The sequence below is a fragment of the Enterobacter sp. SCRI0065 genome, assembly GCF_059766475.1.
The window spans coordinates 16718-42130 of the sequence record NZ_JCBAJB010000006.1; the positions used below are offsets into that span (position 1 = coordinate 16718).

Annotated in this window: 24 protein-coding genes; 19 read left to right on the forward strand and 5 right to left on the reverse strand. The window is 53.5% G+C overall.

Features of this window, described 5'->3' with window-relative positions:
- Window positions 1–5: 5 nt before the first annotated feature.
- The 6 genes from pgi to psiE all read left to right on the forward strand — a co-directional run bounded on the left by pgi (window position 6) and on the right by psiE (window position 6363).
- Complete coding sequence (gene pgi, locus AC6EMZ_RS16005; protein WP_498403603.1) at window positions 6–1655, forward strand: glucose-6-phosphate isomerase; 1650 nt, start codon at window positions 6–8, stop codon at window positions 1653–1655.
- A gap of 365 nt (window positions 1656–2020) precedes the next feature.
- Window positions 2021–2263 (forward strand): exopolysaccharide production protein YjbE, encoded by a 243-nt coding sequence (gene yjbE, locus AC6EMZ_RS16010; protein ID WP_498403604.1) that lies wholly within the window; start codon window positions 2021–2023, stop codon window positions 2261–2263.
- 63 nt (window positions 2264–2326) lie between these two features.
- Window positions 2327–2965 (forward strand): YjbF family lipoprotein, encoded by a 639-nt coding sequence (locus AC6EMZ_RS16015; protein ID WP_498403605.1) that lies wholly within the window; start codon window positions 2327–2329, stop codon window positions 2963–2965.
- Window positions 2962–3699: a capsule biosynthesis GfcC family protein gene (locus AC6EMZ_RS16020; protein ID WP_498403606.1), complete on the forward strand. Its 738-nt coding sequence runs from the start codon at window positions 2962–2964 to the stop codon at window positions 3697–3699. Before AC6EMZ_RS16015 ends, AC6EMZ_RS16020 begins: the two co-directional genes overlap by 4 nt.
- Window positions 3699–5795, forward strand: a complete 2097-nt coding sequence (locus tag AC6EMZ_RS16025) for a YjbH domain-containing protein (protein WP_498403607.1) — start codon at window positions 3699–3701, stop codon at window positions 5793–5795. The genes AC6EMZ_RS16020 and AC6EMZ_RS16025 overlap by 1 nt, the downstream gene beginning before the upstream one ends.
- A 157-nt stretch (window positions 5796–5952) precedes the next feature.
- The gene (gene psiE / locus AC6EMZ_RS16030) at window positions 5953–6363 is read left to right on the forward strand and encodes a phosphate-starvation-inducible protein PsiE (protein WP_498403608.1); all 411 of its coding nucleotides are present in this window, start codon (window positions 5953–5955) and stop codon (window positions 6361–6363) included.
- Window positions 6364–6578: 215 nt separating this feature from the next.
- Here psiE and malG read toward each other — a convergent pair whose 3' ends face one another.
- The 3 genes from malG to malE form a co-directional block, all read right to left on the reverse strand.
- Window positions 6579–7469, reverse strand: coding sequence for a maltose ABC transporter permease MalG (gene malG / locus AC6EMZ_RS16035; RefSeq protein WP_498403609.1), 891 nt, complete (start codon window positions 7467–7469; stop codon window positions 6579–6581).
- Between the two features lie 14 nt (window positions 7470–7483).
- The gene (gene malF, locus AC6EMZ_RS16040; protein ID WP_498403610.1) at window positions 7484–9028 is read right to left on the reverse strand and encodes a maltose ABC transporter permease MalF; all 1545 of its coding nucleotides are present in this window, start codon (window positions 9026–9028) and stop codon (window positions 7484–7486) included.
- A 64-nt stretch (window positions 9029–9092) separates the two neighbouring features.
- Complete coding sequence (gene malE, locus AC6EMZ_RS16045; protein WP_498403611.1) at window positions 9093–10283, reverse strand: maltose/maltodextrin ABC transporter substrate-binding protein MalE; 1191 nt, start codon at window positions 10281–10283, stop codon at window positions 9093–9095.
- Window positions 10284–10655: 372 nt separating this feature from the next.
- Between malE and malK the strand changes: the two genes are divergently transcribed.
- From malK to ubiA, 5 genes are all read left to right on the forward strand, one after another.
- Window positions 10656–11765, forward strand: a complete 1110-nt coding sequence (malK, locus tag AC6EMZ_RS16050; protein ID WP_011915502.1) for a maltose/maltodextrin ABC transporter ATP-binding protein MalK — start codon at window positions 10656–10658, stop codon at window positions 11763–11765.
- Between the two features lie 42 nt (window positions 11766–11807).
- Window positions 11808–13118 carry a maltoporin gene (locus AC6EMZ_RS16055; RefSeq protein WP_498403967.1) on the forward strand — a complete coding sequence of 437 codons (1311 nt, stop codon included), beginning with the start codon at window positions 11808–11810 and terminating at the stop codon, window positions 13116–13118.
- 113 nt (window positions 13119–13231) lie between these two features.
- Window positions 13232–14182 carry a maltose operon protein MalM gene (gene malM, locus AC6EMZ_RS16060; RefSeq protein WP_498403612.1) on the forward strand — a complete coding sequence of 317 codons (951 nt, stop codon included), beginning with the start codon at window positions 13232–13234 and terminating at the stop codon, window positions 14180–14182.
- A 181-nt stretch (window positions 14183–14363) separates the two neighbouring features.
- Window positions 14364–14861, forward strand: a complete 498-nt coding sequence (ubiC, locus tag AC6EMZ_RS16065) for a chorismate lyase (protein ID WP_498403613.1) — start codon at window positions 14364–14366, stop codon at window positions 14859–14861.
- Between the two features lie 12 nt (window positions 14862–14873).
- The gene (ubiA, locus tag AC6EMZ_RS16070; protein ID WP_498403614.1) at window positions 14874–15743 is read left to right on the forward strand and encodes a 4-hydroxybenzoate octaprenyltransferase; all 870 of its coding nucleotides are present in this window, start codon (window positions 14874–14876) and stop codon (window positions 15741–15743) included.
- Between the two features lie 39 nt (window positions 15744–15782).
- Here ubiA and plsB read toward each other — a convergent pair whose 3' ends face one another.
- Complete coding sequence (plsB, locus tag AC6EMZ_RS16075; RefSeq protein ID WP_498403615.1) at window positions 15783–18203, reverse strand: glycerol-3-phosphate 1-O-acyltransferase PlsB; 2421 nt, start codon at window positions 18201–18203, stop codon at window positions 15783–15785.
- Window positions 18204–18357: 154 nt separating this feature from the next.
- On the opposite strand from plsB, the gene AC6EMZ_RS16080 reads away from it, so the two are divergent.
- The 4 genes from AC6EMZ_RS16080 (at window position 18358) to AC6EMZ_RS16095 (ending at window position 21184) form a co-directional block, all read left to right on the forward strand.
- Complete coding sequence (locus AC6EMZ_RS16080; protein ID WP_498403616.1) at window positions 18358–18726, forward strand: diacylglycerol kinase; 369 nt, start codon at window positions 18358–18360, stop codon at window positions 18724–18726.
- Window positions 18727–18835: 109 nt separating this feature from the next.
- Entirely contained in the window at window positions 18836–19444 is a 609-nt protein-coding gene (gene lexA / locus AC6EMZ_RS16085; RefSeq protein WP_498403617.1) for a transcriptional repressor LexA, read from the forward strand.
- A gap of 65 nt (window positions 19445–19509) precedes the next feature.
- Window positions 19510–20829, forward strand: a complete 1320-nt coding sequence (gene dinF / locus AC6EMZ_RS16090) for an MATE family efflux transporter DinF (protein ID WP_498403618.1) — start codon at window positions 19510–19512, stop codon at window positions 20827–20829.
- A gap of 145 nt (window positions 20830–20974) precedes the next feature.
- Window positions 20975–21184 (forward strand): CsbD family protein, encoded by a 210-nt coding sequence (locus tag AC6EMZ_RS16095; RefSeq protein WP_498403619.1) that lies wholly within the window; start codon window positions 20975–20977, stop codon window positions 21182–21184.
- Between the two features lie 83 nt (window positions 21185–21267).
- On the opposite strand, the gene zur is transcribed toward AC6EMZ_RS16095, so the two are convergent.
- Complete coding sequence (gene zur, locus AC6EMZ_RS16100) at window positions 21268–21783, reverse strand: zinc uptake transcriptional repressor Zur (protein WP_498403620.1); 516 nt, start codon at window positions 21781–21783, stop codon at window positions 21268–21270.
- A 115-nt stretch (window positions 21784–21898) separates the two neighbouring features.
- On the opposite strand from zur, the gene AC6EMZ_RS16105 reads away from it, so the two are divergent.
- The 4 genes from AC6EMZ_RS16105 (at window position 21899) to pspG (ending at window position 25324) form a co-directional block, all read left to right on the forward strand.
- Complete coding sequence (locus AC6EMZ_RS16105) at window positions 21899–22390, forward strand: cupin domain-containing protein (RefSeq protein ID WP_498403621.1); 492 nt, start codon at window positions 21899–21901, stop codon at window positions 22388–22390.
- Window positions 22391–22557: 167 nt separating this feature from the next.
- On the forward strand, window positions 22558–23868 hold the full coding sequence (locus AC6EMZ_RS16110; protein ID WP_498403622.1) for a conjugal transfer protein TraF: 1311 nt from the start codon (window positions 22558–22560) through the stop codon (window positions 23866–23868).
- An 81-nt stretch (window positions 23869–23949) separates the two neighbouring features.
- Window positions 23950–24945: a tRNA dihydrouridine(20/20a) synthase DusA gene (gene dusA / locus AC6EMZ_RS16115; protein ID WP_498403623.1), complete on the forward strand. Its 996-nt coding sequence runs from the start codon at window positions 23950–23952 to the stop codon at window positions 24943–24945.
- A gap of 136 nt (window positions 24946–25081) precedes the next feature.
- Complete coding sequence (gene pspG, locus AC6EMZ_RS16120) at window positions 25082–25324, forward strand: envelope stress response protein PspG (protein WP_498403625.1); 243 nt, start codon at window positions 25082–25084, stop codon at window positions 25322–25324.
- The last annotated feature ends 89 nt before the right edge of the window (window positions 25325–25413 follow it).

A 25413-nucleotide genomic window follows, 5' to 3' on the forward strand; every position in this document is an offset into this window, starting at 1 on the left:
TGCTAATGAAAAACATCAACCCAACGCAGACTTCTGCCTGGCAGGCACTACAAAAACACTTCGAAGAAATGAAAGATGTCTCCATCGCGGACCTGTTCGCGAAAGACGGCGATCGTTTTAACACATTCTCCGCCACCTTCGATGACCAAATGCTGGTGGATTTCTCCAAAAACCGCATCACCGAAGAGACGCTGGCGAAACTGCAGGATCTGGCGAAAGAAACCGACCTGGCCGGTGCGATCAAATCCATGTTCTCCGGTGAGAAAATCAACCGTACCGAAGACCGTGCCGTGCTGCACGTTGCGCTGCGTAACCGTAGCAATACCCCGATTATCGTTGACGGTAAAGACGTCATGCCGGAAGTGAACGCGGTGCTTGAGAAGATGAAAACCTTCTCTGAAGCCATTATTTCCGGGAGCTGGAAAGGCTACACCGGTAAAGCGATTACCGACGTGGTCAACATCGGTATCGGCGGATCTGACCTCGGCCCGTTCATGGTGACCGAAGCGCTGCGCCCGTATAAAAACCATCTGAACATGCACTTTGTCTCCAACGTCGATGGCACCCACATCGCCGAAGTGCTGAAAAAAGTGAACCCGGAAACCACGCTGTTCCTGGTCGCGTCTAAAACCTTCACCACCCAGGAAACCATGACCAACGCCCACAGCGCGCGCGACTGGTTCCTGAAAACTGCAGGCGACAACAAGCACGTGGCGAAGCACTTCGCGGCGCTGTCGACCAACGGTCAAGCGGTAGGCGAGTTCGGTATCGACACCGCGAACATGTTTGAATTCTGGGATTGGGTTGGCGGTCGCTACTCCCTGTGGTCTGCGATTGGTCTGTCAATCATCCTGTCCGTGGGCTATGAGAACTTTGTTGAACTGCTCTCTGGCGCGCACGCGATGGATAAGCACTTCGCGACGACGGCACCAGAGAAAAACCTGCCGGTGCTGCTGGCGTTGATTGGCATCTGGTACAACAATTTCTTCGGCGCTGAGACCGAAGCGATTCTGCCGTACGACCAGTACATGCACCGCTTTGCGGCCTACTTCCAGCAGGGCAACATGGAATCCAACGGTAAATACGTTGACCGTAACGGCAACGCCGTGGATTACCAGACTGGCCCAATCATCTGGGGCGAGCCTGGCACCAATGGTCAGCACGCGTTTTATCAGCTGATTCACCAGGGCACCAAAATGGTACCGTGCGATTTCATCGCGCCGGCAACGACGCATAACGCGCTGTCTGACCACCATCAGAAGCTGCTGTCTAACTTCTTCGCCCAGACCGAAGCGCTGGCGTTTGGTAAAGCGCGCGACGTGGTTGAGCAGGAATACCGCGACCAGGGTAAAGATCCGGCGACGCTGGATCACGTGGTACCGTTCAAAGTGTTCGAAGGTAACCGCCCAACCAACTCCATCCTGCTGCGTGAAATCACGCCGTTCAGCCTGGGGGCGTTGATTGCCCTGTACGAGCACAAAATCTTTACTCAGGGCGCGATCCTGAACATCTTCACCTTTGACCAGTGGGGCGTTGAGCTGGGCAAACAGCTGGCAAACCGCATTCTGCCGGAACTGGGTGATGATAAAAATATCGAGAGCCACGATAGCTCGACAAATGGTCTGATTAACCGCTATAAATCCTGGCGCGCATAATTAACATGACCTGAAAAATGCCGGCGATATGCCGGCATTTTTTTATCGGATAATTCCTGATGTCTGTTATTTGGCGCAGATTTCTATTATGAGTTTAATCTGAAAAAACCGAATAACCCGTTAATCACTCTGTGTTATTTTAGGATTTTACGGACATTAAAGATATTTGCTTATATTGTAACTGGCTGATTTTTAATGTATTTAAATTAAGATAATTATTTTATTAATTCGCTTTCATCCATTAGTCCTAAAACCCTTCTGCTATTTCCCCATACGGCAATCCGCCTGCTTTAGTTGTGTATACTCGAATCCGCCTGAATTTCTTTTCGGGCAAATCTCCATTCATTCATTGAAGGGAAATTGATATGAAGAAAGTACTGTGTGGCATTTTTGCCCTCACTGCGCTTGCGGCGTCGTCTGTCTATGCAGCACCGGTTCAGGTCGGTGAAGCAGCAGGCTCGGCGGCAACGTCTGCGTCTGCGGGAAGTTCTACCGCGACCGCGACGAGCACCGTAGGCTCAGCCGTAGGTGTTGCTCTTGCGGCAACCGGTGGCGGTGATGGCTCCAATACCGGAACCACGACCACCACGACGACCAGCACCCAGTAATACCGGGTGTTCTAATCATAACCACACTTCGGTGTGGTTATTTCGCCCCTTCGGAGAAGAGTCGTGAAGCGACCCGTCATTATCCTGATTTGCCTGCTTTTACAGGCCTGCTCAGCCACCACCAAAGGGCTGGGACACTCATTGTGGGACAGCGTCTTCGGCACACCTGGTGTGCATCTCACCGATGACGATATCCAGAATATGCCGTACGCCAGCCAGTACATGCAGTTAAACGGCGGCCCGCAGCTGTTTGTGGTGCTCGCTTTCGCCGAAAACGGACAGCAGAAATGGGTCACGCAGGATCAGGCGACTATCGTGACGCAGCATGGCCGCATCGTTAAAACCTTGCTGGGGGGGGACAACCTGCTTGAGGTGAACAACCTCGCGGCTGATCCGCTTATCAAACCCAATCAAATCGTCGATGGCGCAAACTGGACGCGCACCCTGGGCTGGACCGAACACAAACAGGTGCGCTACGCCACAGCGCGTTCCGTCTTCCGTTGGGATGGCACCGACAGCATCAACGTCGGCAGCGATGAAACTCAGGTTCGCGTGCTGGACGAAGAAATCACGACTGACCAGGCAACCTGGCATAACCGCTTCTGGATTGATGAAGAAGGGCAGATTCGCCAGTCGGTGCAATACCTGGGCGCGAACTTCTTCCCGGTAAAGGCCACCCTGATCAAGGCAGCGAAACCATGAAAACCAGAATAAGCGTTGCGCTGTTACTGAGTCTTGCCGCGCCGCTGGCGTGGTCGGCGGGCACGGTCAAAGTCTATACCCCTGAAAGCAAAGACCCTAAAACGCTCACTAACGTAGAGCACCTGATCGACCTGGTCGGGCAGCCGCGTCTGGCAAACAGCTGGTGGACGGGTGCCGTCATTAGCGAACATCAGGCCACCGCGCGGGCGGAACAACAGCACAAGGCGCTGCTGGCAAGGCTGACCGGCCTTGCCGGACAGGAAGAGGGCGATACGGCCGCGGCTATTCATGCGCTACGCCAGCAGTTGCAGGCGATAAAAGTGACGGGCCGTCAGCGGGTGAACCTCGATCCCGACAAGGTGCGCGTGGCGGAGAACGGGAATCCCACCCTGGAAGGGGAATACCAGCTGTGGATACCGACGCAGCCTTCGACCGTTACGGTGATGGGGCTGGTCAGCCGCCCGGGTAAAAAACCGTTCACCCCCGGTCGGGATCTGGCGAGCTATCTCGATGAGCAAAGCCTGCTGGCAGGGGCCGAGAAAAGCTACGCGTGGGTCATTTATCCCGATGGTCGCACGCAACAAGCACCGGTGGCGTACTGGAATAAACGCCATATCGAGCCCATGCCGGGCAGCGTGATTTTTGTCGGCTTTGCCGATCATTTTTGGACGAAGGCTTATGACGGACTCAATGCCGACATCCTTCGCTCCCTGACGCAGCGGATACCGGATTAATGAAAAAACATTATCTCTACAGCATGCTGGCGCTGTGCGTGAGTGCAGCCTGCCATGCCGAAACCTATCCGGCTCCTGTTGGCCCCTCGCAGTCGGATTTCGGTGGCGTCGGGCTGCTGCAAACTCCCACCGCACGGATGGCGCGCGAGGGGGAGATCAGCCTCAACTATCGCGATAACGATCAGTATCGTTACTACTCTGCCTCCGTACAGCTTTTCCCGTGGCTGGAAACGACGCTGCGCTACACCGATGTGCGAACGAAGCAGTACAGCAGCGTCGATGCGTTCTCCGGCGATCAGACCTACAAAGATAAAGCGTTCGACGTCAAGGCGCGCCTGTGGGAAGAGAGCTACTGGATGCCGCAGGTTTCCGTCGGGGCGCGCGATATCGGCGGTACTGGCTTGTTCGATGCCGAATACGTGGTCGCCAGCAAAGCCTGGGGACCGTTCGACTTCTCGCTCGGTCTGGGCTGGGGTTATCTCGGTACCAGCGGCAACGTGAAGAACCCATTCTGCTCCTACAGCGACAAATATTGCTATCGCGACAACAGCTACAAGAAGGCCGGTTCGGTCAACGGCGACCAGATGTTCCACGGCCCGGCGTCGCTGTTTGGCGGCGTAGAGTATCAAACACCGTGGCAGCCGCTGCGCCTGAAGCTGGAATACGAAGGCAACAACTACACCGAGGACTTCGCCGGCAAGATTGAGCAGAAGAGCAAGTTTAACGTCGGCGCGATTTATCGCGTCACCGATTGGGCCGACGTTAACCTCAGCTATGAGCGCGGCAATACCGTGATGTTCGGCTTCACGCTGCGGACCAACTTCAACGATATGCGACCGTCGTATAACGACAATGCACGGCCTGCGTATCAGCCGCAGCCGCAGGATGCCATCATCCAGCACTCGGTGGTGGCAAATCAGCTGACGCTGCTGAAGTACAACGCGGGGCTTGCCGATCCTAAGATTCAGACAAAAGGTGACACGCTCTATGTCACCGGTGAGCAAGTGAAATATCGTGACTCCCGCGAAGGAATCGAGCGCGCCAACAGGATCATCATGAACGATCTGCCGGACGGGATCCGTACGATCCGCGTAACGGAAAATCGTTTGAATATGCCACAGGTGACCACCGAAACGGACGTGGCCAGTCTCAAACGTCATCTCGAAGGCGAACCGCTGGGGCATGAAACTGAGCTGGTGCAAAAACGCGTTGAGCCGGTGGTGCCTGACAGCACGGAGCAGGGCTGGTATATCGACAAGTCTCGTTTCGATTTCCATATCGATCCGGTGCTAAACCAGTCGGTTGGCGGGCCTGAAAACTTCTACATGTATCAGCTGGGCGTGATGGCAACGGCGGATCTATGGGTGACCGACCACCTGCTGACCACTGGTAGCCTGTTTGGCAACATCGCCAACAACTATGACAAATTTAACTACACCAATCCGCCGAATGACTCCAAGCTGCCGCGCGTACGTACCCGCGTGCGTGAATATGTGCAGAACAACGCCTACGTGAATAACCTGCAGGCCAACTACTTCCAGTATCTCGGTAATGGTTTCTACGGCCAGGTCTACGGCGGTTATCTGGAAACCATGTACGGCGGGGCGGGGGCAGAAGTGTTGTACCGTCCGGTCGACAGTAACTGGGCGTTTGGGCTTGACGCTAACTACGTGAAGCAGCGTGACTGGCGCAGCGCGCAGGACATGATGAAGTTCACCGATTACAGCGTAAAAACCGGTCATTTGAGCGCTTACTGGACGCCGTCATTTGCGCAGGATCTGTTGGTGAAAGCCAGCGTCGGCCAATATCTGGCAGGCGATAAAGGCGGCACGCTGGATATCTCCAAACACTTCGACAGCGGTGTGGTAGTCGGTGGTTACGCTACTATTACCAACGTCTCGCCGGACGAATACGGCGAAGGAGATTTCACCAAAGGCGTGTATGTGTCGATTCCGCTGGATCTGTTCTCATCTGGCCCAACGCGTAGCCGTGCGGCAATCGGCTGGACGCCGTTAACGCGTGACGGTGGTCAGCAGCTTGGGCGGAAATTCCAGCTGTATGACATGACCAGCGATAAGAATATTAACTTCCGCTAAGGCTTTTCCCCCTCACCCTAACCCTCTCCCCTTTGGGGTGTACGGTCCGGGGTGAGGGGAGAATTTTCCGCATTCCATCAAACATAAACAAAAAATATAGATCCCCGTCACAATTCTGCGTTATACAGGTACCTCGCCCCTGAGATTGAGGTGCTGTATGACATCCCTGACTCGTCCGCGCGTTGAGTTTATCTCAACCATTCTCCAGACCGTGCTGAACCTCGGCCTGCTGTGCCTTGGCCTGATACTGGTGGTCTTTCTGGGCAAGGAAACCGTGCATCTGGCGGATGTGCTATTTGCCCCCGAGCAAACCAGCAAATATGAGCTGGTCGAAGGGCTGGTGGTCTACTTTCTTTACTTCGAATTTATCGCCCTGATTGTGAAGTACTTTCAGTCCGGCTATCACTTCCCGCTGCGTTACTTTGTTTATATCGGGATCACCGCGATTGTGCGGCTGATCATCGTCGATCATAAATCTCCTCTCGACGTACTGATCTACTCGGCCGCGATCCTGCTTTTAGTGATTACGCTGTGGCTGTGCAACACTAAGCGGCTGAAACGTGAATAAAAAAATGGCGGCCACAAGGCCGCCGAACAACAGTCACAAGTTAACTCGTCATATTTCACGCTGCTGATGCGTTGGCTACACTTATTCACCCCAGTCACTTACTAGTGTAAGTTCCTGGGGCTCACTCGCTTGCCGCCTTCCAGCACCCCGAAATATTTAGAGTTTTGGGTCAATACGTCAAAGTTGAGGGTTGCAGTGGCATAACACAATGAAACTTAACCTTTCACACCGCCCGCCGTCAGGCCGTTCACCAGCCAGCGCTGAGCCAGCAGGAACACTACGGTAATCGGGATGGCGGAAAGAACAGCGGCAGCGGCAAAGTCACCCCACAGGTAGTTTTGCGGGTTGAGATATTGCTGCATTCCCACTGCCAGCGTGTAGCTATTCACATCACGCAGCAGCAGCGAGGCGACCGGCACTTCAGTAATGGCCGCGATAAACGACAGAATAAACACCACCGCCAGAATCGGTACCGACAGCGGCAACAGTACCAGGCGGAAGGCCTGCCACGGCGTCGCACCATCCAGTGCGGCAGCTTCTTCCAGCGAGCCGTCGATGGTTTCGAAATAGCCTTTGATGGTCCACACATGCAGTGCGATACCGCCGAGATAGGCGAAGATCACGCCACCGTGGGTGTTCAGGCCGATGAACGGAACGTACTGACCGAGGCGGTCAAACAACGCGTACAACGCGACCAAAGACAGCACCGCCGGGAACATCTGGAAAATCAGCATCCCTTTCAACAGTGTCGCTTTACCCGGGAAGCGCATACGCGCAAAGGCATAAGCACAGGTGGTGGAGAGCGCGACGATACCGATGGCGGTGATACCGGCCACTTTGATCGAGTTCCACAGCCATAACAGCACCGGGAACGGCGGCGGGGTAACGCGACCATCGGCGTGCTCAACGCTAAAGCCTAACGCCAGACGCCAGTGTTCCCAGGAGATTTGGTCTGGAATCAGGCTCCCGGTTGCGAAGTTACCTTCACGCAGGGAGATGGCGATAACCATCAGCAGCGGGAACATAATCGCCGCGATAAAAATCAGCAGCCCTAAATGCGTGGCGAAGAGGCGCATCTTTTGAGATTTGGGTTGTACCATAGCCATGTTCAATGCCCTCCTTAGTCAAATTTCATGCGTGTTGCTTTCAGATTCACAATCGCCAGTGCGCCAACCAGCAGGAAGATCAGGGTGGCAATCGCCGCCGCCAGACCGAAGTCCTGCCCGCCGCCGCCTTCAAAGGCGATACGGTAGGTGTAGCTCACGAGCAGGTCGGTATAGCCCGCTGGTGTGGTGGTCCCGAGCCTGTCCGGGCTACCGTTGGTCAGAAGCTGAATCAGAACGAAGTTGTTAAAGTTAAAGGCGAAGCTGGCAATCATCAGCGGCGTCAGCGGTTTGATCAGCAGCGGCAAGGTAATCTTAAAGAAGTTCTGGAACGGGCCCGCGCCATCCATCGCAGAGGCTTCGTACAGGTCATCCGGAATCGCTTTCAGCAGGCCCATGCACAGGATCATCATGTACGGATAGCCGAGCCAGGTGTTGACGATAATAATCATCGAACGCGCGGTAGTCGGGTCGCTGAACCAGGCCGGCTTGATGCCAAACAGCGCGCCGAGCATCATGTTGATCTCACCAAAGCTCTGGTTGAACAACCCTTTGAAAATCAGAATCGAGATAAACGATGGCACGGCGTAGGGCAGGATCAGCAGCACGCGATAAATCGCTTTGCCCTTGAGCGATTCCCACTGCACGACGCACGCCAGCACCATGCCGACTGCCACAGTCAGGATCACCGTCAGGACCGAGAAGACCACCGTCCAGACGAAAATCGCCATAAACGGTTTTTGAATGCCCTCGTCGGTAAAGACGCGGGTAAAGTTGTCCCAGCCGATGGTGACGGTATAACCCGGGCTGAGTTTGTCATCGCCCCAGTTGCCGTCGGCATTCACAGACTGATAGAAGCCGATGTCGTTGTTCGGACGATACTTCACGCCGCTCTGGTTATTGGTCAGCGTGCCGTCGTCTGCCAGCGCATACAGCGGCTGCGTGCCGGAGAATTGACGCAGCGAACTCATCGTGACTTTGCTGTCATCCGGCAGAACGGCGGTGAGCTGGGTCAGCGCCTGACGGTTCTGGGTGATAATGCGCAGATTGGCGCGTTCGCCCTCAGGTAGGGCATCCGCTTCTTTCAGCGTCAGCTTCTGTGCGCCGCCAAATTTGAAGGCGTCGGAGACATAATATTTTCCGCTCGCGTCGTCACTCAGCGCCAGCTTCCACTCATCACCCGCTGGATATAAACCGAAGTTAAAGGTTTTTCCCGCCTGGTAGGAGCGATCCATCAGCACCTGCTGAGCGCGCTCCTGAGCTAACTGGTTGGTGCTGCTGTAGTTGGTGAAGGCGATGGCGATAGTACAAATCAGTGGGAACAGAACGAATAGCCCCATCCCCGCCACGCCCGGATAAACGTAGCGCCACGCGTAGGCTTTACGATTGGCAAAAATATACAGGCCAACTGAGCTTAAGATAAGCGTCATGATGGCGAACAGGTACTCCCCCTGTACGTACATTAAAACAACAAGGTAGCCCACCAGTAAGCCAAGCGCTCCGATCACTGACCATTTCAGCGTGTCGCTTTGCCACCAGTGTTTCTTTTTAATGACATCCATGGGGATCTTCCTCTACAACATATTTTGTTCTCCCTCTCCCTAAAAGGGAGAGGGGATAAAAGCTTTACTTAGTAATACGTCCTTGTGCGTCTTTCAGCGCGGCATCGACAGTCTGACGACCGCTTGCTGCGTTAATAACCGCGGTACGAGTGGCATACCAGAACGCCGCCATTTGCGGGATGTTTGGCATGATTTCGCCTTTCTGGGCGTTATCCATGGTGGCGGCGATGCGTGGGTCTTTCGCGAGCGTATCCTGGAAGGATTTCAGTGCGACGGCACCCAACGGTTTGTCCTTGTTCACTTCATCCAGACCTTGATCGGTCAGCAGGTAGTTTTCGAGGAACTCTTTCGCCAGCTCTTTGTTCGGGCTGGCGGCGTTGATACCGGCGCTCAGCACGCCAACAAACGGTTTAGACGGCTTGCCTTTAAAGGTTGGCAGCAGCGTGACGCCGTAGTTGATTTTGCTCTTGTCGATGTTAGACCATGCCCACGGACCGTTGATGGTCATCGCGGTTTCGCCTTTGTTGAACGCCGCTTCCGCGATGGAGTAATCGGTATCCGCGTTCATGTGTTTGTTCTTGATAAGGTCAACCAGGAAGGTCAGACCGGCTTTTGCGCCTGGGCTGTCTACGCCCACGTCTTTCACGTCATATTTGCCGTTAGCAAACTTGAACGCATAACCGCCGTCGGCAGCAATCAGCGGCCAGGTGAAGTACGGTTCTTGCAGGTTGAACATCAGCGCGCTCTTACCTTTAGCCTTCAGCTCTTTATCCAGAGCAGGGATCTCTTCCCAGGATTTCGGCGGGTTCGGTACGAGGTCTTTGTTATAGATCAGAGAGAGTGCTTCTACAGCAACCGGATAAGCAATCAGCTTACCGTTGTAACGCACGGCATCCCAGGTGAACGGGAACAGTTTGTCCTGGAACGCTTTATCTGGGGACACTTCAGCCAGCAGGCCAGACTGCGCGTAGCCGCCGAAACGGTCATGCGCCCAGAAGATGATGTCCGGGCCGTCACCGGTTGCCGCAACCTGAGGGAATTTCTCTTCCAGCTTGTCCGGATGTTCAACGGTGACTTTAATGCCGGTGTCTTTTTCGAATTTTTTACCCACTTCGGCCAGGCCGTTATAGCCTTTGTCGCCGTTAATCCAGATAACCAGCTTACCTTCTTCAATTTTGGCGAGAGCCGGTGCGGAAATCATCATTGCTGCCAGGGCGGACAATGCGAAAACGCGTGCGCCAGTATTGATCTTCATATCTGCCATCCTTTTTGGTGATGTGCTCGTGGAGACGACTTTGGTAGTTCAACGTGACTCAGTCTCCTTATTTGACATCCTCTTTCCATCCTCCTTGGGCCTACGCCCCACCCCCGCGTTGTGTGATCTCTGTTGCATAAATTTAAGTTATGAGTCCTGGCGCACACAAAAGCACTCTGAATTTTGCCGCATTCATCACGAATTTAGCCTGAGCCCGCCTCATGCGGTGGCAGAACCCGATTTCTCATCCTCCCGCCTCCTCCCCCATAAAAAAGACGAGGGGTGGAGGATTCACGGAAGTAATGGATACCCCATAGTGAACTTATCTTGAATGTTTCTGTCGGTGACAGGTTGTAACGAAGGGAGAAGGGCATGGCGAGCGTACAGCTGCGTAATGTAACGAAAGCCTGGGGCGACGTAGTGGTGTCGAAAGACATCGATCTGGACATCCACGAAGGTGAGTTCGTGGTGTTTGTCGGTCCATCGGGCTGTGGTAAATCGACTCTGCTGCGTATGATTGCCGGTCTTGAAACCATCACCAGCGGCGACCTCTTTATTGGTGAAACCCGCATGAACGACATTCCTCCCGCCGAACGCGGCGTAGGTATGGTGTTCCAGTCTTATGCGCTTTATCCCCACCTATCCGTTGCCGAGAACATGTCATTTGGCCTGAAGCTGGCCGGTGCCAAAAAAGATGTCATTAACCAGCGTGTTAACCAGGTTGCCGAAGTGCTGCAACTGGCACATCTGCTGGAGCGTAAGCCAAAAGCGCTGTCCGGCGGACAGCGTCAGCGAGTGGCAATTGGCCGTACGCTGGTGGCGGAACCTCGCGTGTTCCTGCTCGATGAACCTCTTTCTAACCTGGATGCGGCACTGCGCGTCCAGATGCGTATCGAAATATCACGTCTGCACAAGCGTCTTGGCCGCACGATGATTTACGTCACCCACGATCAGGTCGAAGCGATGACGCTTGCCGACAAAATTGTGGTGCTGGACGCCGGTCGTGTTGCGCAAGTGGGTAAGCCGCTTGAGCTGTATCACTATCCGGCTGACCGCTTTGTTGCGGGCTTTATTGGCTCGCCAAAGATGAACTTCCTGCCGGTAAAAGTCACGGCAACAGCCATCGAACAGGTGCAGGTGGAACTGCCTAACCGTCAGCAGATTTGGCTGCCGGTGGACAGCGCCAACGTACAGGTCGGAGCGAACATGTCTCTGGGCATTCGTCCTGAACACTTACTGCCGAGCCAAATTGCTGATGTCACGTTAGAAGGTGAGGTTCAGGTCGTCGAACAACTTGGTCACGAAACACAGATTCATATCCAGATCCCCGCCATCCGTCAGAACCTGGTTTACCGCCAGAATGACGTGGTGTTGGTAGAAGAGGGTGCCACATTCGCTATCGGTTTGCCGCCAGAGCGTTGCCATCTGTTCCGTGAAGATGGCACTGCATGTCGTCGGTTGCATAAAGAGCCGGGCGTTTAAGCATTCCCAAAATAAAGAAAAGCAATGATCTCAGGAGATAGAATAATGATTACTCTGCGCAAAGTCCCTCTGGCGGTCGCCATTGCGGCAGGCATTTTGTCTGCTCAAGCCGGTGCTGTCGACTTCAAAGGTTATGCTCGTTCCGGTATCGGCTGGACCGGGAGTGGCGGTGAACAACAGTGTTTCCAGGCAACGGGTGCCCAAAGTAAATATCGTCTCGGTAACGAATGTGAAACCTATGCTGAGATTAAACTGGGTCAGGAAGTGTGGAAAGAAGGCGATAAGAGCTTCTATTTCGACACCAACGTAGCGTATTCCGTTTCTCAGCAAAATGACTGGGAAGCAACCAGCCCGGCATTCCGCGAAGCGAACGTGCAGGGTAAAAACCTGATTGAATGGCTGCCAGGTTCAACTATCTGGGCCGGTAAGCGCTTCTATCAACGTCATGACGTTCACATGATCGACTTCTACTACTGGGATATTTCTGGTCCTGGTGCGGGTATCGAAAACATCGATCTGGGCTTCGGTAAACTGTCTATGGCAGCGACCCGTTCTTCTGAGTCCGGCGGTTCTTCTGCTTTCGCCGATCGTGATGCGTTGGGCAACCGTATTTATGACAACATCGTTCCGAACGATGTCTTCGATGTCCGTTTAGCTGGCATGGAAATCAACCCAGGCGGTACGCTTGAACTGGGTGTTGATTACGGCCACACCAACATTCCTGATGATTATTATCTGCAGCCAGGCGCATCGAAAGATGGCTGGATGTTTACCGCAGAACACACTCAGAGCATGCTGAAGGGCTTCAACAAATTCGTACTGCAATACGCAACGGATTCAATGACCTCTAACGGTAAAGGCATTCCGCAGGGTGCAGGTCTGAACAACGACGGTTCCCTGATGCGCGTGTTGGATCACGGTGCGATCTCTCTGGGCGACTCCTGGGACCTGATGTACGTCGGTATGTATCAGAATATCGATCTGGATAATAACAACGGTACCAAATGGTGGACCGTGGGCGTTCGTCCTATGTACAAATGGACGCCAATCATGAGCACCTTGCTGGAAGTGGGCTACGACAACGTTAAATCTCAGAAAACTGACGATAGCAACAACCAGTACAAAATTACCCTCGCGCAACAATGGCAGGCAGGCGACAGCATTTGGTCTCGTCCGGCTATCCGCGTCTTCGCAACCTACGCGAAGTGGGATGAGAAATGGGGCTACGCGAACAACGATTCTGGCGCAGGTTACACCTCAGGCGTTGCTTATAACGACACCTCTGCGAAAACCTTCAGCCGTGGCGACAACGACGAGTGGACCTTCGGTGCCCAGATGGAAATCTGGTGGTAATACGTAGTATTTGACGTAATGACCTAAAAGAGGGGCGCAAGCCCCTCTCTCCTTAGGGTGCTGCGCGCTATTGCCTGGCCACCGCAGTACTCACGCTATCTGAGGTAATAACAATGAAAATGAAAAAAAGTCTCGTCGCGCTGTGCCTCACTGCGGGGCTGCTGGCTAGCATTCCGGCCATCACGTTCGCAGATGTGAATTTCGTACCACAAAACACCAGCTCTGCCCCTGCTATCCCAGCGGCGGCGCTACAACAATTAGCGTGGACCCCGGTTGATCAGTCCAAAACCCAGACCACTCAAGTGGCAACCGGTGGGCAACAGCTAAACGTGCCCGGTATTTCTGGCCCTGTGGTTGCCTACAGCGTACCCGCAAACATCGGTGAGTTGACCTTAACGCTCACCAGTGAAGTGAACAAACAAACCAGTGTTTTTGCGCCGAACGTGCTGATCCTTGATCAGAACCTGACGCCATCAGCCTATTTCCCTAGCGAATATTTCTCCTATCAGGAGCCCGGCGTGATGAGTGCCGATCGTTTGCAGGGCGTTATGCGCCTGACTCCTGCGCTGGGGCAGCAAAAACTGTATGTACTGGTTTTCACCACCGACAAAGATCTGCAGCAGACGACAAAGCTGATTGACCCAGCAAAAGCCTACGCCAAAGGCACCGGCAACTCGGTACCGGATATTCCAGACCCCATTGCCCGTCACATCACCGACGGTGTAGTGAAGCTGAAAGTCTCCACGAATAGCGCCTCAAGCGTGCTGGTGGGGCCGTTGTTTGGTTCTTCTGGCCCAGGCCCGGTGACGGTGGGTAACACCGCTGCACCTGCCACGGCTTATACCGCTCCAGCGCCCGCTGTGGTTCCGGTTGCCGCGCCAGCCCCAACCAAGAAATCTGCTCCGGTGCTGAACGATACGGAAACGTACTTCAACAAAGCTATCAAGCAGGCCGTTGATAGCGGTGATGTCGATAAAGCACTGAAACTGCTTGATGAAGCCGAGCGTTTAGGTTCAACCACTGCCCGTTCCACCTTTATCAGCAGTGTAAAAGGCAAGGGGTGATCGTCTCCCCACAGTGCTGATTTTGTCAGTAGTTTAGTGCGCCTGAGTGGGCGCACTTTTTTTTGTGCTGCAAACGCTGTTGCATCACTGTTGCGATAATGATCGCCAAACCATGTTTGACCGCCCTCAAGTGCCGTTTCTGCGATACAATAGCCATTCGTTATGTAACGGAGAGTCTGGCATGTCACACCCTGCGCTAACGCAACTGCGTGCGCTGCGCTATTTTGACCACATACCCGCGCTGAGCCCTTCGCAACTCGACTGGTTGCTGCTGGAAGATTCCATGACGAAACGTTTTGAGCAACAGGGCAAAAAAGTCACGGTGACGCTTATCCAGGAAGGCTTTGTCTCACCTGAAGCCGTAACCGATGAACTGCCATTGCTGCCGAAGGAAGCGCGTTACTGGCTGCGTGAAATTTTGCTCTGCGCTGATGGCGAACCCTGGCTTGCTGGGCGCACCGTCGTGCCTGAATCCACGCTTTCCGGCCCGGAACTGGCGCTGCAACAGCTGGGCAAAACACCGCTGGGACGCTATCTTTTTACATCGTCCGAGCTGACCCGAGATTTTATTGAGATAGGTCGCGATGCTGATTTGTGGGGACGTCGTTCCCGCCTGCGCCTGAGCGGAAAGCCGTTAATGCTAACGGAACTGTTTTTGCCCGCATCGCCGTTGTACTAAGAGGAAAAGAAAATGGAGTGGAGTCTGACGCAGAATAAGCTGCTGGCGTTTCACCGCTTAATGCGTACTGATAAACCCATTGGCGCATTACTGCTGCTGTGGCCGACGTTATGGGCGCTGTGGGTTGCTACCCCAGGCCTGCCACCGCTGTGGATCCTGGCGGTCTTCGTTGCGGGCGTGTGGTTGATGCGTGCAGCGGGTTGCGTGGTGAATGATTATGCCGACCGCAAATTTGACGGCCACGTCAAACGCACGGCTAACCGTCCTCTGCCCAGCGGTCAGGTGTCGGAAAAAGAGGCCCGCACGCTGTTTGTGGTGTTGGTGGTGCTCTCATTTATTCTGGTGCTGACGCTAAACACCATGACGATTTTACTCTCGGTAGCGGCACTTGCGCTGGCGTGGGTATATCCATTTATGAAGCGCTATACCCATCTTCCGCAGGTGGTTTTGGGCGCGGCGTTCGGCTGGTCGATTCCCATGGCCTTTGCCGCGGTGAGCGAAACGGTACCGTTAAGCTGCTGGCTGATGTTCCTCGCCAACATCCTGTGGGCGGTGGCTTATGATACCCAGTATGCGATGGTCGACCGAGACGATGATGTAAAGATTGGCATCAAATCAACGGCCATTCTCTTTGGTCGTCATGACAAGCTGATCATTGGGATTTTGCAGGTCGCCGTGCTGGCGTTGATGGCGATAATTGGTCGTTTGAACGGGCTGAACTGGGAGTTTTACTGGTCGGTGCTGGTGGCGGGACTGCTATTTGCGTATCAGCAGAAACTCATTGCCAACCGCGATCGCGATGCCTGTTTTAAAGCTTTCCTGAACAATAACTATGTTGGCCTGGTGCTGTTTTTAGGGCTGGCGATGAGTTATTTTGCCTGAAAAAATGCCCGGTGGCGCTAGCGCTACCGGGCGTTTTTTTTACTCGTCCTGCGTTGCGCTCTCAATCGTCAGGCGCACATCAGATGTAATCAGCTCTGCCAGCATCTGGTAAACCTTCATGGTCTCTCCAGGCTCGGCATCTCCGGTATCACTAATGTAGCCTTCATCACGCAGCGTCAACACCAGCGAACTGAACACCGCTTTGTCGAAGAACTCTGGTGCATTAATGCCGTGCAGTACGGATAAACGCTGAGCCAACGTGCGGCTCTCTTTTTCCAGCGTGCTACGGTTAATCGACGGGTTCGCGCTCAGCAGCCAGAAGGTGATAGCGTAGCGCTGCAACGTCTCACGCGCCCCGGCGGCCAGCAATTGCAGCGTGCGGGAACGTGATGGATTGATATACAGCTCATCATCTTTCACGCTTATCAGGCCCTGACGCAGCAACTCTTCCGTCAGTTTATCCAGTTCAACCGCCAGCTCGTCCTTGCTCCAGCGCAGGAACAGTTCTGCTTTCAGCATCGGGTAGAGCACCTCAACATGACGCAGTAATTCCTGGCGGGAAATACGACGATGCTGCGTGATGATGGCCGCCATCAGAGACGGCAGCATCAGCATGTGCGCGATGTTGTTGCGATAGTACGTCATCAGCACTGCCTGCTCGCGCGGCAGAATAATGATGTCGCCAATCGTGTCTTTCTCGACCTCGAACTTGTTCATCTGCAACGCATGGTCGATCAATTTGCTGGCAGTGACTGACGGAACGGTCGCGTCGGCGGCATAGGGCGCATTACGCATGATGTCCAGATAGCAGTCGAGCTGTTCAGTCAGTTGCTCGCGGGTTAGCGAACGTTGACGAGAGCCCAGCAGCGCCGTACAACACAGGTTCATGGCGTTAGCGGCCCCTGCGTTGTTGATGCGCACCATCAGGTCAGCAGCGATATTATTCACCGTTGGGGTGAGCCAGGCAGGGCGAATCGCTTCGATCGGATCGATAGACTCGCGCCATTCCGGCACATGCTGGTTCAGATACGTCATCAGCGGCATCGGTTCGCCAAAGTTAACGTAGCCCTGACCGAGATTACGCAGCTTGCTCAAACCACGCAGCATTTGCGGCAAGCTCTCTTTCTCTTTCGTCGCACCGCGCAGTTCTTTGGCGTAAGTCCCCACTTCCATGACGTGCTCGTAACCGATGTAAATCGGCACCAGCGTAATGGGGCGCGTACCGCCACGCAGCATCGCCTGAATCGTCATCGATAGCGTGCCGGTTTTCGGATCGAGCAGACGACCGGTACGGGAGCGGCCACCTTCAACAAAGTACTCCACGGAATAGCCACGGCTGAACAGTTCGCCCAGATATTCGCGGAATACGGTGGAATAGAGCTTGTTGCCTTTAAAGGTACGACGAATAAAGAACGCACCCAGACGGCGGAAGATCGGACCTGCTGGCCAGAAGTTCAGGTTGATACCGGCGGCAATATGCGGCGGGACCAGCCCCTGGTGATACAGCACGTACGAGAGCAGAAGATAGTCCATGTGGCTGCGGTGGCAGGGCACATACACAATTTCATGGCCATCGTGCGCAAGCTGGCGAACACGCTCAGCATTGTTCACGTTGATGCCTTGATAGAGCCGGTTCCACGTAAAGCTCAGGATGCGATCGGATAAGCGGATCATCTCGTAAGAGAAGTTCGCTGCAATCTCTTCCATCAGTGCGATAGCGTTTTGTTGTGCCTTCTCGTGAGAGATTTTCTTGCTACGGGCTTCATCTTCAACGGCGCGGGCAATCGCTTTGGATGCCAGCAGTTTGTTGAACAGATCCTGACGAGCAGGAAGGCGTGGTCCCACGGCTGCCAGGCGCTGGCGAGCGAAGTGCATACGCGCGACGCGGGCCAATTTTTGCGCGATAGTCTTGTCGGTTCCGTGCTCATCAGCCATACGGCGCAGAGAAACAGACGGAGAGAATCGGACGAAGCTATCGCGACCAAGCCATGACACCGCAAAGAATTTTTGTATACCGTTAAGCATACGCAGCGGCGGGTTTTCTTCGCCTTTTTGACGCCCTGGACGACGACCAAACATCACCGACACCGGCACCATCTGGACATCCAGGCTGGGGTTACTGCGGTGCAGATCAAGGTAGTCGTGGAACAGCTTAATGGACTCTTCCTTCGGCGTGTAATAGGTAAACACGCGCGGGCCGCCGTGGATAAACACGTAGCGCGGCAGCAGAGTACCGTCAACCTCCAGCGGTTCCAACGGATCGGGTAAGTCGTGCGCCAGACATTGGGCGCGAAGCGTCAGTAAGTCTGCCTTCGAGTTATAAGGCAAAACGTACATAATAGGGCGCGAGGTATCGAGCCCTAATTCCAGCGCAGGTTCCGCCGGGATAGACTTACTTTTTACCAGGACGCTTAATGGTAAATTAAGTAATTTGTAGTAGATTCTTGGCCAGCCGGACATAAACGATGTAAAGCCTCTGGTTAATAATGCAATTGCGGCGCAAGGATAACAGAAAGCGCGCAAAATTTCTGTTGTTACCCGTCATACTTCAGGCTGTTGCGAAACGCGCTACAGCTATAGTTACTGACGCTAAATCTAAAAAAAGGTTCTTTTAATGGCCAATAATACCACTGGGTTTACCCGTATCATCAAAGCTGCTGGTTATTCGTGGAAAGGTTTCCGCGCTGCCTGGATCAATGAGGCTGCATTTCGTCAGGAGGGCGTAGCCGCTATCATCGCGGTCATTATCGCTTGTTTCCTTGATGTTGATGCTGTAACCCGCGTACTTCTCATTGGTTCGGTTCTTTTGGTGATGATAGTGGAAATTCTCAACAGTGCTATCGAAGCGGTGGTAGATCGTATCGGTTCTGATTTCCATGAACTCTCGGGGCGTGCCAAAGACATGGGGTCGGCTGCGGTACTGTTGGCGATTATCACCGCTGCCATTACCTGGGGCACGTTACTTTGGTCGCATTTACGATAAGCCTTCAGGAATCGAATAAGTCTCTGGTTTTTTGTGCAGTTTTTGGTTCCAAATTCACCTTTGACTGTATATACTCACAGCATAACTGTATATACACCCAGGGGGCGGAATGAAAGCGTTAACGGCCAGACAGCAAGAGGTGTTTGATCTTATCAGGGATCACATCAGCCAGACGGGAATGCCACCTACGCGAGCGGAAATCGCGCAGCGTCTGGGTTTCCGTTCTCCAAACGCCGCTGAAGAGCATCTCAAAGCGTTGGCTCGTAAGGGCGTTCTTGAGATTGTATCTGGCGCGTCACGCGGCATTCGCCTGCTGGTGGAAGAAGAAACGGGGATCCCTCTCGTGGGTCGCGTTGCGGCTGGCGAGCCACTGCTGGCGCAGCAGCACATCGAAGGTCATTATCAGGTCGATCCTGCCATGTTCAAACCGAGTGCAGACTTTTTACTGCGCGTTAGCGGTATGTCCATGAAAGATATTGGCATTCTGGATGGCGATTTGCTGGCGGTTCACAAAACTCAGGATGTACGCAACGGCCAGGTTGTCGTCGCACGTATCGATGATGAAGTGACCGTAAAACGCCTTAAAAAACAGGGTAATACGGTGCAACTGCTACCTGAAAACAACGAGTTTTCCCCCATTGTGGTTGACCTGCGCGAACAGACCTTCTCCATTGAAGGTTTAGCGGTAGGTGTCATCCGCAACGGTGAATGGCTGTAATCTCTTCCTGACAGGCTACGGTCTCCCGTAGCCTGACTCTCTTTTTCCTGCTCCGGTACTCTCTCATGTCTCTGCTGACAATCTCAGACAAGGCATTATGGCGTCTCGCGCTGCCAATGATCTTTTCGAATATCACGGTTCCTTTACTGGGATTGGTCGACACGGCCGTCATTGGTCATCTGGACTCGCCAGTCTATCTGGGTGGCGTGGCGATTGGCGCAACGGCGACCAGCTTCCTCTTTATGCTGTTACTCTTTTTACGGATGAGCACCACAGGGTTGACCGCTCAGGCGTTCGGCGCGAAAGATCCCGTGCGCCTGGCGCGAGCGCTTATTCAACCTCTTATTCTTGCACTTGGTGCCGGATTGCTCATTGTTCTGCTGCGAACGCCGCTGATCGACCTGGCACTGCATATCGTTGGTGGCAATGAAGCAGTACTGGAACAGGCTCGTCGCTTTCTGGATATTCGCTGGATTAGCGCTCCCGCCTCACTGGCTAATCTGGTCCTGCTCGGCTGGCTGTTGGGTGTGCAGTATGCACGTGCTCCTGTGATCCTGCTGGTCGTGGGGAACGTCCTCAATATTGTTCTGGATCTGTGGCTGGTGATGGGGCTGCACATGAACGTGCAGGGCGCCGCGCTGGCAACGGTCGTTGCAGAATACGCCACGTTTTTCATCGGCTTATGGATGGTCAAGCGCGTGCTGGCGATGCGCGGAATCTCCCTGGCGATGTTGAAAACAGCATGGCGTGGGAACGTCCGAAAACTGCTGGCACTTAATCGCGATATTATGCTTCGCTCTTTACTTCTTCAGCTCTGTTTCGGTGCCTTGACGGTACTGGGCGCGCGGCTTGGCCCGGAGATCGTCGCCGTCAATGCCGTATTGATGACGTTGTTGACCTTTACCGCCTATGCGCTTGACGGTTTTGCTTATGCCGTTGAGGCCCATTCTGGGCAGGCATACGGCGCAAAACAGACGGGACAATTGCAGGAGGTCTGGCGCGCAGCGTGTCGGCAATCTGGCCTGGTGGCGCTGGTTTTTGCTCTGATCTATGCGCTTTTTGGCAGTCAGATTGTGGCGTTACTGACCTCGATGTCTGAACTGCGTGAGCTGGCAGGCCACTACATCATCTGGCAGGTTGTACTTCCGGTGGTCGGTGTCTGGTGCTATTTGCTGGATGGCATGTTTATCGGTGCAACCCGAGGAGCCGAAATGCGCAACAGCATGGCAGTGGCGGCGGGTGGTTTTGGGCTCACGCTGTTTACCGTACCCTGGTTTGGTAATCACGGGTTGTGGCTGGCGCTTGCCGTTTTTCTTGCTCTGCGTGGGCTGTCGCTTGCGCTGATCTGGCGTCGTCACTGGCGCAATCAAACCTGGTTTGCCTAGCGGCTTCGTTGGGGGAAATGGTTAAAGATTCTGAATAACGAAACGTGTGCCGCATCCTCATCTACAATTATTATCAAGTCCAGCAGGAAATGAACGTTACGGACGATACAAATTGACGTGATACCCGAACGATGAGGATTTGATTATGAATAAAGACGAACTCGGTGGTAACTGGAAACAGTTCAAAGGTAAAGCGAAAGAACAGTGGGGTAAGCTGACTGATGATGACATGACGATCATCGAAGGTAAGCGCGATCAGCTGGTGGGTAAAATCCAGGAACGTTATGGCTACCAGAAAGATCAGGCTGAGAAAGAAGTCGGTGATTGGGAAAAACGTAACGATTATCGCTGGTAATCGAACACTTACCGACCTTTTCTACCCGAAAGTACATGGACGTACAATCCCTGGGGGCGGCTATTAGCCGCCCACTTTTATTTTCAGCGCGGTTTTTTCTTCACATGCACTGAATGGTCATGCTGGCAGGCATCCTGATGGCGACACGCTTCCACTTCCACACAGGCGGAACATAATCCGTGCGCTTCAATCACATTGTGGCGTAGCGCAAAGCCCATCTTTGCCGCTAAGGAATGCATGATATCCTCAACGCCTTCTGCACCTTTCTCTTTCACCGCTCCACAACGATCGCAAATAAACATCGCCGAGGTGTGTGTGGGCTGATCGAACAAATGACACAGCACGTAACTATTGGTCGATTCAACTTTATGCACAAAGCCTTGCTCTAGCAGAAAATCTAACGCCCGATAAACGGTAGGTGGCTTAGCCTGCGGCTCGCTTTCACGCAGCAGATCGAGAAGATCGTAGGCGCTTATCGCCCCTTTTTGCAGACTCATCAGACGCAATACTTCCAGGCGCTGCGGAGTCAGGCGCACATTGCGTTGCGCGCAAAGCTTCTCAGCTTGCGCTAACAGCTCCGGCATTGTGGTCTCATCCATTTAGCACCTCGGATATGTTTAGGTTTGAAGCCTTCACTTTATCATGTTCTGTTAAAAACGCCGAGATCCCGCACCCTGTGCTATACCTGACGCATTGCCACTCTGGACACAAACCATGAAAAGACCCGACTGTATTCGACACTGGCGCGATATTGAAGGCGCTGATGATTCCACTTATCCCGACAGCGACGAACTTTTTTCTATTGGCGCGCCGCTGGCCAGAAGACTAGGGCTTGGCCGGCTTGGTATTCATCATGAGCGCTTGCCGCCAGGCCGTCGTACCTCCTACCCGCATGCAGAAAGCGATGAAGAAGAATTTATCTACGTGCTTGAAGGCCATCCAGAAGCGTGGATCAACGGTTATTTGTGGAAGCTTGAACCGGGCGATAGCGTGGGTTTTCCGGCCGGAACAGGGCAGTGCCATACCTTTATCAACAATACGGATGAAGAGGTGCGACTGTTAGTGGTGGGAGAGGCCAACAAAAAACATAATCGCATTTACTACCCGTTAAATCCGGCATACGCCGCCACCCGTGAGGACCGCTGGGTCGACCATCCTCCGCAATTTTTTGGGCCTCACGATGGAAAATCTGGGCGAAAGTCATAACCTCTTCTATAAATATTGAGGGCCGTCACAAAATACAATAGGCCTTGATACCGATTTAACTTAAGGAAATAGCGGGTCTTTTTGTCCTTATTCACAGCAATAGTTCGTTCCTGTTTGGGCGATAACAGACAGGGGTTAAGTCATAACAACTATTTGACGGGCAAACTGTGAAAAAACATTTTAAATATTCGGTGATTAGCCTTGCTGTCTCCTTTTTTGTGGCAAATCAAGCGGGAGCAGCCAATACCTGGACGGAATCGCGTAGTGACGCGATGGGTGGCACCGGCGTGGCTTCTGGGAGCTATGGTAGCGGGGCATTGATCAACCCGGCATTGTTGGCAAAGGCAAAACCTGATGATGCTATCACCGTTATTCTGCCAGCCGTAGGCGCGCAAATTTCGGATAAAGATAACCTTCAGGACGAAATCGACACCATTAACGATAAGATCAATTATTACGATGATGTGATTAATAGCCTCACGCCTGGTGAGATTATTGCTAATCCTTTGGGTTCAATTAATCAGTTCCAGGGTGCGGCAAAAGACTTAGCCGACGAACTGGATTATCTCAAAGGCAAAACGGCCCGCGCCACCGCGGGTGCCGGGATTGCCGTTAGCATTCCCAACGATGTTCTGTCGGTAGCCTTTATGGCTAAAGGCTACGCGCATGGTCGCGTGAGTTCTTCAATCGACCAGCAGGATATCGATTATCTTCGTGGTATTCAGAAAAGCGATCTGGTGGCCGCTGGCGTAGCGCTGGATGCAGCAATAAACGGTACCGATGAAATCACCAAAAACCTGAATTCAACGGCATCGGGACGCGTCGCCATTGTCTCGGACTACGGGATTGCCGTAGCCCGTCAGTTCGACATTGGCGAGGTCCCGGTTTCCGTCGGTGTGACGCCAAAACTGCAAAAAACCTGGCTCTACAACTACACCACTTCTATCTATGACTATGACAGTAATGACTGGAATAGCAGCCGCTATCGCAATGATGACACCGGATTCAACGTGGATGCGGGTATCGCAGCAGACTTTGGTGAAAACTGGACGATAGGCTTGAGCGGGCAAAACCTGATGTCCCGTGATATCGATACCAAAGATATTCGCATTCGCAATGGTCGCACGGGTGAGGTGGTGAGCTACAAAGATACCTACCAGATTCGTCCATTAGTGACCGCAGGCGCGGCCTGGCACAACGACCTCGTGACGCTGACGGCTGATGGCGATCTGACTGAGACCAAAGGTTTCAAAAGCGAGGAGAACTCTCAGTACGTAGGCGTGGGTGCCGAAGTCACGCCGCTGAGCTGGCTGGCAGTGCGCGCCGGTTATCGCGCGGACGTGAAAGGCAACGACAGCAACGTCTTTACCGGCGGTGTTGGCTTTGCGCCGTTTAACGCTGTGCATGTCGACCTGATGGGGCTGTATGGCGAAGACGAAACCTGGGGCGCAGGTGCGCAGCTCAGCGTGACGTTCTAAGGTAAACCGGAGGCTCTGCGCCTCCGGCTTTTCTTATGCTATAGTAGCGCCCCTTTTCCCCCAGATGCTTAAAACTTCGCCATGTCGTCAGAATTACAGCCCGCTTTTCCTGCACACCGTTTCTCTATTGCGCCGATGCTTGACTGGACGGACAGACACTGCCGTTATTTCCTGCGCCAGCTGTCTCGCCATACGTTGCTGTACACCGAAATGGTGACCACCGGAGCGATTATTCACGGTAAAGGCGACTATCTGGCCTATAGCGAAGAAGAGCATCCGGTTGCCTTGCAACTTGGCGGAAGCGATCCGGCTGCGCTGGCGCACTGCGCGAAACTTGCTGAAGCTCGCGGCTATGACGAAATCAATCTTAACGTCGGTTGTCCCTCCGATCGCGTACAAAATGGAATGTTTGGTGCCTGCCTGATGGGTAATGCCCAGCTGGTCGCGGATTGCGTGAAAGCGATGCGGGATGTGGTCTCTATTCCGGTTACGGTCAAAACGCGCATCGGCATTGACGATCAGGACAGCTACGAATTCCTGTGTGACTTTATTAGCACCGTTGCGGGGAAAGGCGAGTGTGAGATGTTTATCATCCATGCGCGAAAAGCCTGGCTGTCTGGCCTTAGCCCTAAAGAAAACCGCGAAATTCCACCGCTCGACTATCCGCGCGTTTACCAGCTTAAGCGTGATTTCCCGAATCTGACCATGTCGATCAACGGTGGCGTCAAATCCATCGAAGAAGCCAAAACGCATCTGGAACATTTAGACGGCGTGATGGTGGGACGCGAGGCGTACCAGAATCCTGGGATTCTCGCGACGGTCGATCGTGAAATCTTCGGCGTCGAAGGCGCGGATAGCGATCCGGTCGCGGTCGTACGTGCCATGTATCCGTACATTGAGCGCGAGCTGAGCAATGGGACCTATCTTGGCCACGTCACCCGCCACATGTTAGGGCTGTTCCAGGGGATCCCTGGCGCACGTCAGTGGCGTCGCTATCTGAGTGAGAACGCGCATAAAGCCGGGGCAGATATTGAAGTGCTGGAGCACGCGCTGCGACTGGTTGCCGATAAGCGATAATTTCACTAAAAGTTCGTCAAATTCACCACGCCCTGCAAACCTATGCGGGGCGTTTTGCTTTTAAATCAATACATTAATATTGGCACGTTTCTTGTAATGCTCTTGCTATCGTAACGGTATTAACGGGGAGAAAGACATGCTGGAACTACTTTTTGTGATTGGTTTTTTTGTCATGCTGATGGTCACCGGCATTTCACTGCTCGGAATTATCGCCGCACTGGTTGTGGCAACGGCGCTGATGTTCGTCGGCGGGCTGTTTGCGCTGATGATTAAACTGCTGCCGTGGCTGCTCTTGGCCGTTGCGGTGGTGTGGGTGATTCGCGCCGTTAAAAAGCCAAAAATTCCACAATATCAGCGCAATAACCGCTTCCGTTACTAAGGTATTGAGGTATTCGTCACATACCTGCAACTTTTACGGCAGCTTTGCTTAGAACAGAATAGGATTTACTTATTGAATCTGTCACTATT

Excerpts from the sequence above, each read along its gene's own strand:
- pgi (WP_498403603.1), top strand. The coding sequence starts at position 6 with ATGAAAAACATCAACCCAACGCAGACTTCTGCCTGGCAGGCACTACAA.
- yjbE (WP_498403604.1), top strand. The coding sequence starts at position 2,021 with ATGAAGAAAGTACTGTGTGGCATTTTTGCCCTCACTGCGCTTGCGGCG.
- AC6EMZ_RS16020 (WP_498403606.1), top strand. The coding sequence starts at position 2,962 with ATGAAAACCAGAATAAGCGTTGCGCTGTTACTGAGTCTTGCCGCGCCG.
- AC6EMZ_RS16025 (WP_498403607.1), top strand. The coding sequence starts at position 3,699 with ATGAAAAAACATTATCTCTACAGCATGCTGGCGCTGTGCGTGAGTGCA.
- psiE (WP_498403608.1), top strand. The coding sequence starts at position 5,953 with ATGACATCCCTGACTCGTCCGCGCGTTGAGTTTATCTCAACCATTCTC.
- malG (WP_498403609.1), bottom strand. The coding sequence starts at position 7,469 with ATGGCTATGGTACAACCCAAATCTCAAAAGATGCGCCTCTTCGCCACG.
- malF (WP_498403610.1), bottom strand. The coding sequence starts at position 9,028 with ATGGATGTCATTAAAAAGAAACACTGGTGGCAAAGCGACACGCTGAAA.
- malE (WP_498403611.1), bottom strand. The coding sequence starts at position 10,283 with ATGAAGATCAATACTGGCGCACGCGTTTTCGCATTGTCCGCCCTGGCA.
- malK (WP_011915502.1), top strand. The coding sequence starts at position 10,656 with ATGGCGAGCGTACAGCTGCGTAATGTAACGAAAGCCTGGGGCGACGTA.
- malM (WP_498403612.1), top strand. The coding sequence starts at position 13,232 with ATGAAAATGAAAAAAAGTCTCGTCGCGCTGTGCCTCACTGCGGGGCTG.
- ubiC (WP_498403613.1), top strand. The coding sequence starts at position 14,364 with ATGTCACACCCTGCGCTAACGCAACTGCGTGCGCTGCGCTATTTTGAC.
- ubiA (WP_498403614.1), top strand. The coding sequence starts at position 14,874 with ATGGAGTGGAGTCTGACGCAGAATAAGCTGCTGGCGTTTCACCGCTTA.
- plsB (WP_498403615.1), bottom strand. The coding sequence starts at position 18,203 with ATGTCCGGCTGGCCAAGAATCTACTACAAATTACTTAATTTACCATTA.
- AC6EMZ_RS16080 (WP_498403616.1), top strand. The coding sequence starts at position 18,358 with ATGGCCAATAATACCACTGGGTTTACCCGTATCATCAAAGCTGCTGGT.
- lexA (WP_498403617.1), top strand. The coding sequence starts at position 18,836 with ATGAAAGCGTTAACGGCCAGACAGCAAGAGGTGTTTGATCTTATCAGG.
- dinF (WP_498403618.1), top strand. The coding sequence starts at position 19,510 with ATGTCTCTGCTGACAATCTCAGACAAGGCATTATGGCGTCTCGCGCTG.
- AC6EMZ_RS16095 (WP_498403619.1), top strand. The coding sequence starts at position 20,975 with ATGAATAAAGACGAACTCGGTGGTAACTGGAAACAGTTCAAAGGTAAA.
- zur (WP_498403620.1), bottom strand. The coding sequence starts at position 21,783 with ATGGATGAGACCACAATGCCGGAGCTGTTAGCGCAAGCTGAGAAGCTT.
- AC6EMZ_RS16105 (WP_498403621.1), top strand. The coding sequence starts at position 21,899 with ATGAAAAGACCCGACTGTATTCGACACTGGCGCGATATTGAAGGCGCT.
- dusA (WP_498403623.1), top strand. The coding sequence starts at position 23,950 with ATGTCGTCAGAATTACAGCCCGCTTTTCCTGCACACCGTTTCTCTATT.
- pspG (WP_498403625.1), top strand. The coding sequence starts at position 25,082 with ATGCTGGAACTACTTTTTGTGATTGGTTTTTTTGTCATGCTGATGGTC.